Below are 15,254 nucleotides of genomic sequence, written 5' to 3' on the forward strand. Positions count from 1 at the left end.
GCCTGAAACATGGGTATTTTCGATTTTCTCACCGGGGAGTTCATCGACGTCATCCACTGGACGGACGACACGCGCGACACCATGGTGTGGCGCTTTCAGCGCGAGGGCCACGAGATCAAGTACGGCGCCAAGCTCACGGTGCGCGAGGGGCAGGCTGCGGTCTTCGTGCATGAAGGGCAGCTCGCGGATGTCTTCACCCCGGGCCTTTACATGCTGGAAACCAACAACATGCCGGTGATGACCACGCTCCAGCATTGGGATCACGGCTTTCGCTCCCCCTTCAAGTCCGAGATCTATTTCGTCAACACAACCCGTTTCAACGATCTGAAATGGGGCACCAAGAATCCGATCATGCTGCGCGACCCGGAATTCGGGCCCACCCGCGTCCGCGCCTATGGCACATATTCCGTGCGCGTCACCCAGCCGGCGCGATTCCTGTCCGAAATCGTCGGTACGGACGGCGAATTCACCATGGACGAGATCAGCTATCAGATCCGCAACATAATCGTGCAGGAGTTTTCGCGCGTGATCGCGGGGTCGGGCATCCCGGTTCTGGACATGGCTGCCAATACGACCGATCTTGGCAAGCTGGTGGCCGGGGCGATCTCGGATACCGTGGCCGATTACGGGCTCTCGATCCCGGAACTCTACATCGAGAATATCTCTCTGCCGCCCGCGGTGGAGGACGCGCTGGACAAACGCACCTCGATGGGCCTCGCCGGGGATCTGGGTAAGTTCACCCAGTATTCAGCGGCCGAGGCGATGACCGCGGCGTCGAAAAATCCGTCCGGTGGTGGCGGAATCGGCGCCGGGCTGGGCATGGGGATGGGGATGGCAATGGCCCAGCAAATGGCACCCGAGGGACCGTGGGGCGCGCGGCAGGACACCCGGCAAAGCGCCCAGGCGCCACCGCCGCCGCCCCCGGTTGAACATGTCTGGCACATCGCCGAGGACGGAAAGACGCACGGCCCCTATTCCAAGGCCGCGATGGGGCGCATGGCAACCGAAGGCAAGGTGACCCGCGACACCCATGTCTGGACCGCCGGGCAGGATGGCTGGATGCGGGCCGAGGACGTCACGGAACTGGCACAGCTTTTCACCGTCCTGCCACCGCCCCCGCCCGGCGCCTGATGATCGGCATCCCATGACCGAAGCCGCCGCGCCCGATGCCCCGCCACCGACGCAGGAGCACCGCTTTCCCTGTGACCAGTGCGGCGCCGATTACCGCTTCGCACCCGAAAGCGGGCAATTGACATGCGATCACTGTGGCCACACCGAGGAAATCGCCCCGCCCGGCCCTTGGGAAGGGGGTATTCGAGAACTGGATTTCCAGACCGCGCTCGCTCAGGCGCTGCCCGATCAGGAACTCGAGGAAACCCGCGTTCTGAACTGCCCCAACTGTGGCGCGCAGGTGGAATTCGATGAAACCCTGCACGCCCGGGACTGCGCCTTTTGCGCGACACCGGTCGTGACCGGCACCGGCACCCACCGCCATATCAAGCCAAGAGGCCTTCTGCCGTTCGCACTGGACGAAGGCGAGGCGCGCGCTGCAATGACGGATTGGCTGGGCGGTCTTTGGTTCGCGCCGAACGGACTGCAGGAATATGCCCGGAAAGGGCGCAGGATGCAGGGGATATATGTCCCTTACTGGACTTTCGATGCAGATACGACCTCTGATTATGCCGGTCAGCGCGGCACCGTCTACTATGTAACCCGCACGGTCACCCGCAACGGCAAGCGTGAAACCGTGCGTCAGGCCAAGGTGCGCTGGCGATCCGTTACCGGAACCGTCACGCGGTTCTTCGATGACGTGCTCGTGCTGGCCTCCCGTTCGCTGCCCAAGCGTTACACGGACGCGCTCGAACCGTGGGATCTCTCGGCCCTTGAACCCTACAAGCCGGAATACCTCGCCGGGTTCCGCGCCGAGGCGTACCAAGTGTCGCTGGAAGACGGGTTTTCACAAGCCCGAACTCTCATGGACCGGGTGATCGCGCGGGATGTGCGGTTTGATATCGGCGGCGACCGGCAGCGCATCCACAACGTGACCACGCGTGTATCCTCGCCGACGTTCAAGCATGTGCTGTTGCCGGTCTGGCTGGCCGCCTACAGGTATCGCGGTGAAACCTATCGTTTCGTGGTCAATGGCCGCACCGGCCTGGTGCAGGGCGAAAGGCCATGGTCAGCATGGAAAATTGCCTTCGCCGTCGTGCTTGGCTTGCTCCTGGCCGGTGCGGTCGGGTATCTGGTGGCGATGAATCAAGGCGCTCTCTGAGGACTGCATCCACACCAGAGAACCCGTTTTCCGGACCTGTCTGTCGACGCCCCGGCCTCAGCCCTTGCTAATCTCGATTTTCCGGGCTTCGGGATTGTCCGGCCCGCGCTTGGGAACCGAGATTTCCAGAACGCCGTCTCTCAACTCTGCCTGTACATTGTCACCGTCGGCATCCACGGGCAGGCGAAAGGATCGGCTGAATGCCCCGTATTGACGCTCGGTGAAATACCAGGTGTCGCCCTTCTCTTCGCGCGTGTCCGATTTCTCTCCCTTGACGGTCACCACGCCGTCATGCACCGACAGGTCTATATCCTTTTCGGAGACGCCAGGAAGCTCCATCGAGATGCGATAATTATCGTCGTTCGATGATGCGTCCGACGCCGGTGCAAGCCATTCGGCCATGCGGTGGCCCATGCTGCGGAACGGCTCGTAGATCGAAGGCCACAGTCCTGCAGTGTGAGATTTCTCAACCATGTCGTGAACTCCTCTTTGTCCGATGTTTCCGAATGAACGGTGCATACCCGTCCTTTCGATCTCGTGCCTTGATGCGCGTCAATTCTGCAGTGATGATGTAGGCATCAACCCGGTGCTTTGAACCCCTTGCGCGTCCGGCCTCGACCCGGCAGCGGGAATGCTGGCAGCAGGCGCCCGATTATTTGACAGGAGACGCAGATGCGCGCGCTTTTGCAACGTGTCACCCATGCATGTGTCACCGTGGACGGCACCACCGTCGGCCGGACCGGTCCCGGACTACTCATCCTTGTATGTGCCATGCGCGGCGATACCGATGCCGAGGCGGAAAAGTTGGCCGCGCGGGTGGCCAAGCTGCGCATCTTCACGGACCCGAACGGCAGAATGAACCTTTCGTTGCGAGACACCGGCGGTTCGGCCTTGGTTGTCAGCCAGTTCACTCTCGCCGCCGACACCTCGCGCGGCAACCGTCCCGGCTTCTCGGCTGCTGCCGCACCCGAGGAGGGCGCCCGCCTCTACGAGTATTTTTCAAGCTGCCTGGCGGATCAGGGCGTGCCGGTGGAAACCGGACGCTTCGGTGCCGACATGAAGGTCGAACTGCTCAATGACGGGCCTGTTACAATCTGGCTTGAAAGCTGACCGGCCCTTACCACGGTCCACTCCGTTTGAAAGAAAAGCTACGCGCCCCCTCTCGCCACGCGCGCGGCCAGGATCCGGATTCAGGGCTCGTGAAACGCCTCGCGGGATTTGTAGAGCGGCTTCAAGAGGTATTGAAGCACCGTCTTTTCGCCAGTGTGCAACTCCACCTGCGCCTGCATGCCGGGCCTGATCTCGATGCGTTGTTGACGATCGGTCAGGGCGCTCATGTCAACGCCCAGTGTTGCCTTGTAATGCGGGTTGCCATCCGCGGCGCGGGCGTTCTCATCCTTGAATGTATCTGCCGAGATGAAGTCCACCCTGCCCTTCAGCGTTCCGAAGATCGTGTAATCATACGCGGTCAGCTTGATCGTCGCCTCCTGTCCCGGCCGGATATTGGCGATGTCCTCCGGGGCCACACGCGCCTCCACGAACAATTCCTCATCGAGCGGTATGATCTCCAGGATTTCCTGACCGGGCCGCACCACCCCGCCAATCGTTGTCACCTCCAGGTTGTTGACAATTCCCCGCATCGGGCTCTTCAGGATCGTGCGGTCCAGTTGATCCCGGCTAGCCTTGAGATTCTGGCGCAGCGTCGCCAGTTCCTTCAGAGTGTCCGAATAGGCCTCTGCACGTTCCAGTTCCGCCTGCGTGACGATCTCGTCGTAGCGTTTGCGCGCGTCGGCGTGGGCCTTGCGGGCCCGGGTGACTTCGATCAGGGCGACAATCTTCTTTTCCAGCATGTTCTCGAGGAGCCGCAATTCGTCCGCGGCCTGCTCCAGAACACGCTGCGCCCCCTCGCTGCGTTTGACGTAATCGGCCTGCCGCGCTTTCAGGAGCGCCCTTTCGGATGAAACGATGCCCGGGGCGCGCGACGCCATGCGCTCCGGCACCGAGAAATCGAACTGCCCGGCCAGTTCCGCTTCAAGCCGCAGCTTGCGTATCTCCAGAGCCGTGATCTGGTCCTCGATTTCGGCGACCGAACTGCGGAACTGCGTGCCATGCAGGCGTGCCAGCACATCCCCGCGGTCGACGATATCGCCTTCCTGAACCATCAGCTGCGCAAGAATGCCGCCTTCGAGATTCTGGATGATCTGCGGCCGCGACGAGGAAATGAATTCCCCTTCGGCGCGCACGATCTCGTCCAGCCATGCAAACGCGGCCCAGACCAGGAAGAACCACACCGTCGCTGCACACAGCCATATCGTCAGGCTCGGGCCGCGCATACGCGCCTGAAGGGCGCCCCGGGCAGAGGTGGTCATACCGGCCATGTCAGGCACCTCCCGCCGCGCTGGCGTTGCCGGCCTGTGCCAGATGGGCCAGCACCTGATCGCGCGGCCCGTCCACCGCCATGCGGCCGCTCTGCAGGATCATGGTCCGGTCGGCCAGTGAAAGAATCGGCACGCGATGCGTCGCGATGATCGCGGTACGCCCTTCAAGCCACGATTCCAGCCGGCTCACCAGCGTCTTTTCAAGTGTCTGGTCCAGAGCCGCTGTCGGTTCATCCAGAAGGCAAACTGCCGGATCCTGCAACCACAGGCGCGCCCAACCGATGGATTGCCGCTGCCCCTGGCTGAGCCCCCGCCCGCCATCGAGGATTTCCAGGTCCAGGCCCTTGGGATGGTTGTTCACGAATGGCCCCAGACCTGCGAAATCCAGCGCCCGGAACAACCGGTCATCGTCGCGTTCCAGCAGCGTCAGATCAAGATTTTCGCGCAACGTTCCGGCAAAGAGCCGAATGTCCTGGCCAAGATATCCAATCGCCCGGCGCAGGTCACGCGGGTCGATCTGGCCCATGTCGGTCCCGTCGATCAGGATCCGGCCCCGTTCGGGCGTGTAGAGCCCGGACAACAACCTCAGGAAGGTGGATTTCCCGGATCCGTTCGCACCCAGAACCGCCACATGCTGACCGGCCTGAATCGCCAGGGCCGAGATGTCGATCGTCGGTGCACCATCATCGTCATACCGGAATTGGACTTCGCGGATCTCGAACCGGCCTTCCACGCGCGACCGGCGCAGATAGCTTCGTCCCGGGGCGTGATCCTGTTCCGCAAGGGCGATCGAATCGAGGCCCTCGAGGGCCGACCTGACATTGCTCCAGCGGGCCATCGTGCCGGCAAGCTGCGTCAGCGGTGCCAGGGTCCGGCTGGTGAGAATGCTGACCGCGATGATCGACCCGACCGTGAACTGCCCCGCGAAAACCAGGTAGGTGCAGGTGATGATCGCGGCCACATAAGTGGCCTGTTGCACCCCCTGGCTCCAGAAGGTCAGAACCGAGGCGATCTTGCGTTGTTCGCTGGATTTCAACGCTCCCAGGCCTGTCAACTCGTCCCACTGGCGGCGAAACCGTCCTTCCGCCCGCTGTGTCTTGACGGTGTCCAACTCGAATATCGCCTCGTGAAGCAGGCGCGAGGATCTTGCCCCGGCCCCCTGGGTTTCACGCGTAAGCCGCATCATCCGTTTCTGGAGAAAGTAACCGGGAAGAACCATGAGGATCGCGCCCACGACCAGAACCCAGACGACGTTACCGGCAATGGAGGCCACGAGCGCGAGAAAAACGAAGATGAACGGAATGTCGGCAAGCGTGCCGATCGTCGTGGCGGTAAAGAATTCACGCACCGATCCGAATTCGCGCATGGCGCTGAACAGTGATGCCGGAGAGCGCCCGGCAAGTTGCGCCTTCATGCCAAGCAACCGATCCATCAACAGGCGCTGAACACGGACCTCGATCTGCCGTCCCGCCCCATCCATGAGCTGGGCACGCGCGATTTTAAGCATCGCCTCCATGAGAAGCGCCATCGCTGCGCCGGCAGCCAGCACCCAGAGCGTCGCCTCACTCTGGTGCGGGATGACGCGGTCGTAAACCTGCAGCGCGAACAAAGCCACCGAGACCGCCAGCAGGTTGGCAACGAACGAGCCCAGCGCGACTTCGGCAAACGGCCGGCGGAAATCGGAAAAATGTTTCCAGAACCAATGTGGTGTTTCCGCCCCGGGCACAAGACCGTTTGCCGCCGAAGGCACCGATGCCCGCAGCGCGCGCCCCGTGAAGAAGGGCATGAATTCGGCCAGCGTCACGTTAGTCCGGTTATCGGCGCAGGTGGTATCCCGGATCGCAAGGCCGTCCTCGGTGGTTTCCAGCACCAGAACCACCTGACCATTTGTCATCTCCGCCAGGAGCGGCAATTCGGCAGTCAGATCGTCGATCTCGGGGCTTTCGACGGTCAACCCGGCCGCCTGAAGCCCGCGCTGCATTTCCTCCAACGCCGCGCCTTCGCCGCCATCCGCAAGCATTCCTTCCAGAATATCGCGATGCAGGACATCCGCCCCCAGAAGCATGGCATATGCGGTCAGGAGATCCGCCCGGGCTCGCGCGCGGGAATCAAATTTCCCTTCGCGCCCGGACCCGGTGGCGGCGGTGGCGGAGACGTCGGAATTCTCTACCGCCTGAAGGGGCACGCGGGCGGGCGAAAAACCTTTCGATGAGGGTGGGGCCTTGTCGGTCAAACCTCGCTCCCGTCTGCCAAGAGCCCCAGATGCCGCGCGATCTCGAGACGGGTCAGCGCCAGTTCGTATTTCAGTCCGACGCTCTGTTCCTCGCGATCGGCAAAGGTTTCATAAACGCTGACCACGTCCATCACCTGCCGTTGCCCCGCATCATACTGCTCCTGAAAGAGGTCGAGATTGGCGCGGGCCTGCGCGGTCAGGGCGCTGGCCTCACCGACCTGACGCGACAAGGCCGCGAGCCGCTGCTCAAGCCGCTTGAGCGTGCGGTTCGAATCCTCTTTTGCCTGCAAGACGCGCCGCGCCGCGGCCTCCTTCTGGGTTTCGATCGCCTTGAGTTCATCGCCGGTGCCGAGCCCCAGGAGCTGATCCGCGCGCAGAGTGACGCCAAGATCGGTTTCTTCACCGGCCGTACCGCCCGCCGTCACCCCGGGAAGCCGCCCGGCGCGGTCGATCCTGGCCTGCGCGATGTCACGCTCCTTTTCGGCCTCTGCCCGCAGGACGTCCAATGGTTTGGCCGCGTTGATCGCGACAGGGATATCCGCCAGACCCCGAACATCGTCCAGGGGAGCTGTGGACATCGCATTGAGTTCGGCCAGGGCGGTCTCTGCCGCCTCGTCATTGGCTACCAGCGAGGCCCGGATCTCTCCCAGTTTCTGGCGCAGAACATTAAGATCCGAACGGTCCGAAATGCCCCCCTTGACCCGCTCTTGCATAACCCACTCGAACCGCGCCATGTCGTCGAGGGTCCGGCGATCAAGACGGGCCCGTTCGCGACCCTCCGCAGCGTCCAGATAAAGCGATAGCGCGTCAAAGACCCTCGCGTTGGTGTCCGCAGCCAGTTCCACCGCCACCACCTCGACATCGGCCTTGGCAAACGCCCTTTCAGCCTTGAGGCGGCCATTGTCGAATATCACCTGCTCGACGATCAGGTTGGCCACGAAATCATCGAGGCTGGTCAGGCTGATATCCGGCCCGACGCGCGGAAGCCAGTTCTTCGAGGCCGCTTCGGACCGCAAACGCGCGGCACGAAGATCGGCTTCGCCGGTGCGGCTGTAGGCAGCGAGGGTCCGTCGTGCGACCTGTGCAAAGGCGCTGTCGGGGGGCAAAACCGTGCTACGGGTCTGCAGGTCCGTGATAATGCGCGACTCCGCTTCGGGGCGTGATGCATCCGCAGCCCCGAAGCGCGACACGAAACCGCCGTCTTCCTGCGTGCCAAGGCACCCGCTCAGGATCATGGCCGAAAGCGCCACAAGCACCCATGGCTTCGATCCGTCAACCTGCCCCATCAATCCCGCCTGTCCCGGTCATTCACTGCCGTGGCGTTCGCCCGGCGGCCACCTCGCGGTCACCGGGCGAACATTCATTATATCAGGTGATCACGTTTATATCGTCTTCGACGATGACGGCCGCCCCGCTGTCGCCAAGCGTGTAGATGTCGTGCTGCTCACCGTTCACCTGTGTCTGTCCGGCCGCGACCCCGCCGGCCACCGTGACAGCATCATCGGCACCGCCGCGCACCACAAGGGAACCGGTGCTGTCGGACAAAGCGGCGAGCTGCGCCTCGTCGATCGTCATTTCACTCTGGTCCCCGAACCGCAGGTCGACGGAGTCGATCTGGAAACCGGCCAGGTTCGGGTTTGACAGGTCAACGACCGACGTGTCCGTCTCGTCCAGAACAACGTAACTGCTGGACGTGTTTCCGGCCGCATCGGCGCTGGTCACGATCAACTCGGAGCCATCCGGTATGGTGGTCGGCGCCCCCGAGCCGTCGAGAAAATGATAATCCGTCTCGCCCAGGAATGCGTCTTCCGAGGCATGCAGGGCGAGTTGGGCCACCCCGCCGGCCGCGTCAACCTGGTGAATGGTCACCTCGTCCCCGGTCGTTTCCAGGGTAGCACTACGATAGCCACCGCCTTCGCGGAAATATCCCACCGTAGCGGGAGCATCCGGCGGAACCAGGTCGATCTCGAGCGGTTCAGTCACCGAGGAACTGTTGCCGGCGGCGTCGGTCGCGTTCACGGTGTAGTCGATGTTCAGCTCCTGCGCGGGAATATCCCCGGCGGGCACATCAAGGGTCCAGTTTCCGTTCGCATCCACAGTGGCGCTGTAATTCTTGCCCAGCAACTCGACTGTAACAGCCGATCCCGGTTCCACCCGGCCCGTCAGGGTGAACCCGTCCGCGGCCTCGGCGGCGTTGACGACATTGTCCGTTTCCACCGGCTCGTCCGAAATCCGAAGCTCGTTGACCAGCGTGTCAACAGTCACCGTATCCGTCAGCGTGGACGCGTTGCCGGACGGGTCCGTCACATCGACTGTCATGGTGGCCTCGTATTCGCCCGGCGCGACATCACCGGGAAGGAACTGCACCGACCAGTTCCCGGCATCGTCCACGACGGCCTGCCGGGTGGCACCCCCGAGGGTCACAAAGACGGTCGACCCCGGTTCGACAGTCCCCGTCACCACGAAACCATCCGCGGCGACCTGGTTGTTGATCAGGTCGGTGCCATCGGCAGAGGTGGCGATATCGATATCCGAAAGGTTGAGGTTGTCCACCCGCGTGTCCACGTGGACGGACGCGGCCACGTCGGTCGAATTTCCAGCCGCGTCCGTCAACCGCGCCGTCACTTCGGCATCGTAAACTCCCGATTGTATGTCCGAGGCGGTATATGTGGCTTCCCAGTTTCCCGACGCATCGACCACCGCGCTTCGCACGACACCGCCGAAACTGACGGTGACAATGGCCCCGGGTTCGTCCGCGACCCCCGAGATCGTCACGCCCTCGGCCGCCTCATCGGCATTGACGGTCCCGTCGCCACCGATCTCGCCGGTATTGATCGCCAGAAGGCCGGCGTCCGTGTCGACATTCACGGTATCACTGATCACCCTTACATTCCCCGCGGCGTCCGTCGCCGTAACCAGCATGGTGGCCGTATAGGTGCCCTCCGGTATCTGATCCTCCCTGAAGCCGGCGCTCCAGCTGCCATCGGCGCGCACCGTGGCAGGGACAGTTGTACCGGCCATCTGAACCGTCACAGCCGACCCCGGTTCAACGGTGCCTGTCAGGATGAACCCGGAGTCAAGCTCGGTGAAGTTCAGCACACCATCGGTTCCGCCCGGCTGGGAGGTGACGGCAAAGTCGCGAAGTTCCGTGTCGATCCGCAACGTCCCGGTGGCCGTTGTGCTGTTGCCCGCAAGATCGACAGTGGTTGCGGTCACTGTGGTGTCGTATTCCCCGGCCGGCAGATCACCGGGCGCGAAAACCGCGGTCCAGCTTCCTGTTGCATCGGTCACGGCGCTCTGGCTGACGCCCTCGATCTCGATCGTGACAGTCGCGCCCGGTTCCGATTGTCCGGTGATCGAAAGACCGTCCGCCATCTCGTCCGCGTTGACAACGCCGTCCCCCTCGATCAAGGAAGTTGCAATCTCCAGGGGATGGGCCACCGTATCGACATCGAGGGTCCGGGTGATCGTCGTCGTGTTGCCCGCAGGATCGGTTCCGATTATCGTGACCGTGCTCTGGTAATCCCCCTCCGGCAACTCGCCAGGGTCGAAGCCGATGCTCCAGCTGCCGTTTTCGTCCACGACTGTCTGATGTGTCATGCCGGCCACGGAAACGGCGATGCTGGTGCCCGCCTCGCCGGTGCCGGTGATCTCGAACCCTTGTGCAGCGGCCTCGGCATTGACGAAAACACCCTGCCCGAACTGGCCGCCGTCAACAGTGATCTGCGGTGGCGTGAGGTCGATGACCACGTTCGGGCCGGAAATCTGTGTCTCGTTTCCGGCCGGGTTGATCACCACGACATCGACCACATACTGCCCGTCCGCGGGAAATTCCGCGCCTTCGAACACCGCTTCCCACGTGCCGTCCTGTTGCACGGTGGCCTCGACGACCTGAATCCCGATGGTGACATTCACGGTCGAACCCGGTTGTGCCTGCCCTGAAATCAGGATCGGCGTCGCGTCCGGGCCTGCATCATCGCCCCCGATGACGATATCTCCCTTCTGGGTCACCTCCGGTTGGATCGTGGCCTTGCCGTCATCGCCCGCCACGACAGAGGACGCGGCAACTGCGGCCGCGCCAGCCCCGGCAGCCCCCAGCAGCCCGGATCCGCCGAAAATCCCCGCACCCAGCATGGCAACGGTTTCCTCGTCTTCCTCTTCGGGCGCGATCACCTCGGCTTCGGACAGGAAAATGAGCTCCTCCGAAGGGGTCCATTTGCCCCAGGCGGATGTCGGGCCGTACTGCGCATAAAGAACGCCATCATTGCCTTCGACCAGCGTAACCTCGTTGAGATAACCATCCGCACTGACGAAAAGGCGGCTGCCCGGATTTCCGTCATCCGCATAGTAATCCTGAAGAACCACGATCCGGCCATCCGCAAGCGTGATCTCCAGGTTGCTGCCACTGCGGGCATACCCGCTTATGTCGAACTGCCTGAGATTCAGGGATATTTCCCGGCCGCCTCCGGCCTCCAAGGACGTTACCGGCTCACCTGCGGCAATCATACCCGTACTCGACTCGCCCGCATGCTCACGGACGACGAAATCAATCGTCTTCATGTCACCACCACTCTACCTCAACATGCGGTGCTTGGCGCACCGCTTTCTTAATTTGGTCACCAAAATACCGCTTTTTGCACTTTCCGACCAGAAGTTTTTCCCGCTCAATAAATCTTTTCACGAAATTACAGTATATTGTGGGCCAAAGTGCATCCGGCCCACCTTCGAGTGCCGCCACAACCCGCCACCGTCGCCACATCAGAGTCAATTCTGCAACACGTGCCGTTGCGGCCCGGCCGCCACCCCGCTTGACCGGCAAATCCCCTGTCACAAGGGGTTGACGGCGGCGCGGCAGATCAACACTGTCGCCGGGTTGCTGGATATGCTGGAGGAGCCGGACGTGACGACGCAGTTGTCGGATACGGTTGCATTGCTGGGCGATCTGATCGCCTTTCCCACCGTGTCGGAGTTGAGCAATCTGGACATGATTGCCTATCTTGCCCATCTGCTTGAGCAGTCCGGCGCCCAAGTCGACATCTATCATGACGACATCGGCCACAAGGCAAACCTTTTTGCGACGATCGGGCCGCAAAAGGACGGTGGCATCGTTCTTTCGGGTCATTCCGACGTGGTGCCGGTTGCCGAACAGGACTGGAGCAGCCCGCCCTTCGAAATGATCGAACACGACGGGCGTCTCTACGGGCGCGGCACTTGCGACATGAAGGGATTCATTGCCGCAGCCGTGTCGATGGCGCCCTATTTCAACCAGATCGTTCGCGACAGGCCCGTGCATTTCGCGTTCACCTACGACGAGGAAGTCGGCTGTTTCGGCGCACGCGCCCTTGTCGAAAGCCTCAGGGAAAAGGGCATCACGCCCGGGGTTGCGATCATTGGCGAACCGACCAGCATGCGCATCATCGAGGGCCACAAGGGCTGTTACGAATATACCACGCGCTTCAGCGGCCTTGCCGGCCATGGCTCGAGTCCCGATCGGGGGGTGAATGCCGTGGAATATGCGGTGCGTTACGTCACGCGCCTTCTGTCCCTCAAGGAGGAACTGCGCAAGCGCAGCCCGGAAAGCAGCCGTTTCGCCCCCCCCTGGAGCACGATCAACACCGGCAGCCTGATCGGCGGCGTGGCGCACAACGTGATCGCCAGCCATGCTCAGGTCGAGTGGGAAATGCGTCCTGTACAGGCCTCGGATGCCGAGTTTGTAAAGCACGACTTGCACAGCTTCTGCGAAGAAGAACTGCTTCCGGCGATGCGCGCAATATGCCCCGACGCCGAAATTGCCACCGAGGTGATCGGCGAGGTCGAGGGGCTTGAACCCGCCGACAGCAACGAAGCACGCAATATCGTCATGGAACTTACCGGCTCCAACTCCGCCGACGTGGTTCCCTTCGGCACCGAAGCCGGCATTTTCCAGAGCTTTGGCATGTCGGCGGTGGTCTGCGGACCGGGCTCCATTGAACAGGCCCACAAGCCGGATGAATACGTGTCGATCGACCAGTTGCAGCAATGCCTCGACATGCTTGGCCGGCTGGGCCGCAAACTGGCCGCATGACGGCAGGCGCGGGACGCGTGAGCAGATTTCAAACCTGCGCGCCCAAGCGCCACGATCCCGCCCATTGCGGACCGACGTCAAACCGGACCGGCGAAAATCGCAAGCTCCGCGCGACAACCCCGCAAGACCGGCGCTTGATCCTTGACGTGGCTGGGGGGCAGGCGCTTGGCGCGTATCCGGGTTCGCCGGTTCCCGACGAGGTTTTCCACCCAGCAACCCACGCGACGAGTTCCGGGCGCATCGCGGCAGTGAACTTTCCCGCCGCCGCCCCTGCCCGCCCGCAGCCGGGGGGCCGTGCAACCGCACCACGCTCAGTTTTTGCGGAATGTCAGGTAATACGGCACGCGGCCTTCGCGCAGCGCCTTGTTCTCGTAACGTGTCGATATCCAGTCGTCCCAAGGCTCCCGCCAGTCAGAGGGGCGCTCGGCCAGCCATTCGAACCCGTGGCGGGGAACCTGCTGCAATGTCTGCCGCACGTAGTCGGGTATATCCGTGGCCACGCGCAGGACGGACCCCGGCGCCATGACCCGCGATAACGGTTCAAGATATTCCGGCGTGACGAAGCGGCGCCGGTGATGGCGTTTCTTGGGCCACGGATCGGGATAGAGCAGGAAAGCGCGCGCGATGCTCCGGGCCGGCAGGACATCGAACAGATCGCGCACATCCCCCGGATGCACGGACAGGTTGGCGACACCCGCCTGCCGGATCTTGCCCAGAAGCATCGCCACACCATTAATGTATGGCTCGCATCCGACAATGCCGATATCCGGGTTGCGGGCGGCCTGATGGACCATGTGCTCCCCGCCGCCAAAGCCGATTTCCAGCCATACCGGGCGGTCGCCGAACAATGGCTCCAGCGCGAGCGGGCGGCGTTCGGGGTTCTCCGCCCAGCTTACCGGCCCGGGCGACAGACGCTCCAGATCCTCGTCCAGGTAGGCCTCCTGCGCCCTGCGCAGCCCCTTGCCCTTGATCCGGCCGTAGAAATTGCGCCACGGTGCGCCGGAGGGATGCTTGTCGCTACTCATGACAGGCGTCTTTCAAGCCGATCCGGTTTCACCTCGCCCGCGAAGGAGGCGCTCTTCGCGGCTCAGATCTCCTTTGCCAGCGTGTCAGCCAGATCCGTGCGCTCCCAGCTGAAGCCGCCATCCGCTTCGGGCTTACGGCCGAAATGGCCGTAGGCGGCGGTACGCTGGTAAATCGGACGGTTGAGCTGCAAGTGCTCGCGTATACCCCGCGGGCTGAGATCCATGCATTTCGCGACCGCCTTCTCGATGGCTTCCGGCGGCACCTCGCTGGTGCCGTGAGTATCGGCAAAGATCGACAGCGGTTTGGCCACCCCGATGGCATAGCTCAGTTGAAGCGTGCATTTCTCGGCGATCCCGGCCGCAACCACGTTCTTGGCCAGATAGCGCGCCGCATAGGCGGCCGAGCGGTCCACCTTGGTTGGATCCTTGCCGGAAAACGCCCCGCCTCCGTGAGGCGCTGCACCGCCATAGGTGTCGACGATGATCTTGCGCCCGGTCAGTCCCGCATCCCCGTCCGGCCCCCCGATGACGAAGGTGCCGGTCGGGTTGACCCACCATTCCGTGGCGTCGGTGATGAGGCCGGAGGGCAGGATCTCGCGAATATAGGGTTCGACGATGGCGCGGATGTCATCGCTGGTCTGGTCCTCGCTCTCGTGCTGGGTGGACAGGACGATCGAGGTCACCTCCACGGGCTTGCCGTCCTCGTAACGCAGGGATACCTGGCTCTTGGCGTCGGGCCGGAGGGCGGGTTCGGTGCCATCCTTGCGCACCTCGGCCAGGCGCCGCAAAATGGCATGCGAAAACTGGATGGGCGCCGGCATGAGCGCATCGGTCTCATTGGTGGCGTAGCCGAACATGATGCCCTGATCACCGGCGCCGTCCTTGTCCACGCCCTGCGCGATATGGGCGGATTGTTCATGCAGGAAATTCAGGACATGGCAGGTGTTCCAGTGGAATTTTTCCTGCTCGTAGCCGATGTCCTTTATGCAGTCGCGGGCGATCTGGCCAATACGACCCATGTAGTTCTTGAGCCGTTCCTGATCCGAAAGCCCGACCTCTCCGCCGATGACCACCATGCCGCTGGTGGCGAAGGTCTCGCAGGCGACCCGTGCATCGGGCTCTTCCTGAAGGAAAGCGTCGAGGATCGCATCCGAAATCCTGTCGCAAACCTTGTCGGGATGACCTTCCGAGACGGACTCGGAGGTGAGTGTGTAGTTCTTTCGTGACATGGGACGCTCCATTGATTTTCAACCGCCACGCCAGGAAGCCGTTGTGACGGGGT

General features: G+C 62.7%; 11 protein-coding genes and 1 riboswitch. Of the genes, 4 read left to right on the forward strand and 7 right to left on the reverse strand.

Annotation, left to right across the window (positions count from 1 at the left end):
* Positions 1–9 precede the first annotated feature (9 nt).
* Both DQW77_RS13845 and DQW77_RS13850 read left to right on the forward strand, forming a co-directional pair.
* Positions 10–1,131, forward strand: a complete 1,122-nt coding sequence (locus DQW77_RS13845) for an SPFH domain-containing protein (protein ID WP_113258826.1) — start codon at positions 10–12, stop codon at positions 1,129–1,131.
* A 13-nt stretch (positions 1,132–1,144) separates the two neighbouring features.
* Positions 1,145–2,272: a TFIIB-type zinc finger domain-containing protein gene (locus tag DQW77_RS13850; RefSeq protein ID WP_113258827.1), complete on the forward strand. Its 1,128-nt coding sequence runs from the start codon at positions 1,145–1,147 to the stop codon at positions 2,270–2,272.
* Between the two features lie 57 nt (positions 2,273–2,329).
* Here the strand turns inward: DQW77_RS13850 and DQW77_RS13855 are convergent, their stop codons facing one another.
* Positions 2,330–2,746 carry an Hsp20/alpha crystallin family protein gene (locus tag DQW77_RS13855; RefSeq protein ID WP_113258828.1) on the reverse strand — a complete coding sequence of 139 codons (417 nt, stop codon included), beginning with the start codon at positions 2,744–2,746 and terminating at the stop codon, positions 2,330–2,332.
* A gap of 198 nt (positions 2,747–2,944) precedes the next feature.
* Here DQW77_RS13855 and dtd point away from each other — a divergent pair, with 198 nt between their 5' ends.
* A complete protein-coding gene (dtd, locus tag DQW77_RS13860) occupies positions 2,945–3,382 on the forward strand; it encodes a D-aminoacyl-tRNA deacylase (protein ID WP_113258829.1) in 438 nt (145 codons plus the stop codon).
* Positions 3,383–3,462: 80 nt separating this feature from the next.
* Here dtd and DQW77_RS13865 read toward each other — a convergent pair whose 3' ends face one another.
* The 4 genes from DQW77_RS13865 to DQW77_RS13880 form a co-directional block, all read right to left on the reverse strand.
* Positions 3,463–4,650: an HlyD family type I secretion periplasmic adaptor subunit gene (locus DQW77_RS13865; RefSeq protein ID WP_113258830.1), complete on the reverse strand. Its 1,188-nt coding sequence runs from the start codon at positions 4,648–4,650 to the stop codon at positions 3,463–3,465.
* A 1-nt stretch (position 4,651) separates the two neighbouring features.
* Positions 4,652–6,883, reverse strand: a complete 2,232-nt coding sequence (locus tag DQW77_RS13870) for an ATP-binding cassette domain-containing protein (protein ID WP_258523864.1) — start codon at positions 6,881–6,883, stop codon at positions 4,652–4,654.
* Positions 6,880–8,169: a TolC family protein gene (locus DQW77_RS13875; RefSeq protein WP_113258831.1), complete on the reverse strand. Its 1,290-nt coding sequence runs from the start codon at positions 8,167–8,169 to the stop codon at positions 6,880–6,882. The genes DQW77_RS13870 and DQW77_RS13875 overlap by 4 nt, the downstream gene beginning before the upstream one ends.
* A gap of 82 nt (positions 8,170–8,251) precedes the next feature.
* A complete protein-coding gene (locus tag DQW77_RS13880; RefSeq protein ID WP_113258832.1) occupies positions 8,252–11,443 on the reverse strand; it encodes an Ig-like domain-containing protein in 3,192 nt (1,063 codons plus the stop codon).
* 322 nt (positions 11,444–11,765) lie between these two features.
* Here DQW77_RS13880 and argE point away from each other — a divergent pair, with 322 nt between their 5' ends.
* Positions 11,766–12,947, forward strand: coding sequence for an acetylornithine deacetylase (gene argE, locus DQW77_RS13885; RefSeq protein WP_113258855.1), 1,182 nt, complete (start codon positions 11,766–11,768; stop codon positions 12,945–12,947).
* Between the two features lie 311 nt (positions 12,948–13,258).
* Here the strand turns inward: argE and DQW77_RS13890 are convergent, their stop codons facing one another.
* Positions 13,259–13,972: a tRNA (guanosine(46)-N(7))-methyltransferase TrmB gene (locus tag DQW77_RS13890; protein ID WP_113258833.1), complete on the reverse strand. Its 714-nt coding sequence runs from the start codon at positions 13,970–13,972 to the stop codon at positions 13,259–13,261.
* Between the two features lie 62 nt (positions 13,973–14,034).
* Complete coding sequence (gene metK, locus DQW77_RS13895) at positions 14,035–15,201, reverse strand: methionine adenosyltransferase (protein WP_113258834.1); 1,167 nt, start codon at positions 15,199–15,201, stop codon at positions 14,035–14,037.
* Positions 15,202–15,205: 4 nt separating this feature from the next.
* Positions 15,206–15,254, reverse strand: a riboswitch (SAM-SAH riboswitch).

Origin of the sequence: Roseovarius sp. TE539 (assembly GCF_003298505.1) — a bacterium.
Lineage (GTDB): Bacteria > Pseudomonadota > Alphaproteobacteria > Rhodobacterales > Rhodobacteraceae > Roseovarius.

What these genes read in the sequence shown, in the direction of transcription:
- DQW77_RS13845 (WP_113258826.1), top strand. Translation starts at nt 10, where the DNA reads ATGGGTATTTTCGATTTTCTCACCGGGGAGTTCATCGACGTCATCCAC.
- DQW77_RS13850 (WP_113258827.1), top strand. Translation starts at nt 1,145, where the DNA reads ATGACCGAAGCCGCCGCGCCCGATGCCCCGCCACCGACGCAGGAGCAC.
- DQW77_RS13855 (WP_113258828.1), bottom strand. Translation starts at nt 2,746, where the DNA reads ATGGTTGAGAAATCTCACACTGCAGGACTGTGGCCTTCGATCTACGAG.
- dtd (WP_113258829.1), top strand. Translation starts at nt 2,945, where the DNA reads ATGCGCGCGCTTTTGCAACGTGTCACCCATGCATGTGTCACCGTGGAC.
- DQW77_RS13865 (WP_113258830.1), bottom strand. Translation starts at nt 4,650, where the DNA reads ATGGCCGGTATGACCACCTCTGCCCGGGGCGCCCTTCAGGCGCGTATG.
- DQW77_RS13875 (WP_113258831.1), bottom strand. Translation starts at nt 8,169, where the DNA reads ATGGGGCAGGTTGACGGATCGAAGCCATGGGTGCTTGTGGCGCTTTCG.
- DQW77_RS13880 (WP_113258832.1), bottom strand. Translation starts at nt 11,443, where the DNA reads ATGAAGACGATTGATTTCGTCGTCCGTGAGCATGCGGGCGAGTCGAGT.
- argE (WP_113258855.1), top strand. Translation starts at nt 11,766, where the DNA reads ATGCTGGAGGAGCCGGACGTGACGACGCAGTTGTCGGATACGGTTGCA.
- DQW77_RS13890 (WP_113258833.1), bottom strand. Translation starts at nt 13,972, where the DNA reads ATGAGTAGCGACAAGCATCCCTCCGGCGCACCGTGGCGCAATTTCTAC.
- metK (WP_113258834.1), bottom strand. Translation starts at nt 15,201, where the DNA reads ATGTCACGAAAGAACTACACACTCACCTCCGAGTCCGTCTCGGAAGGT.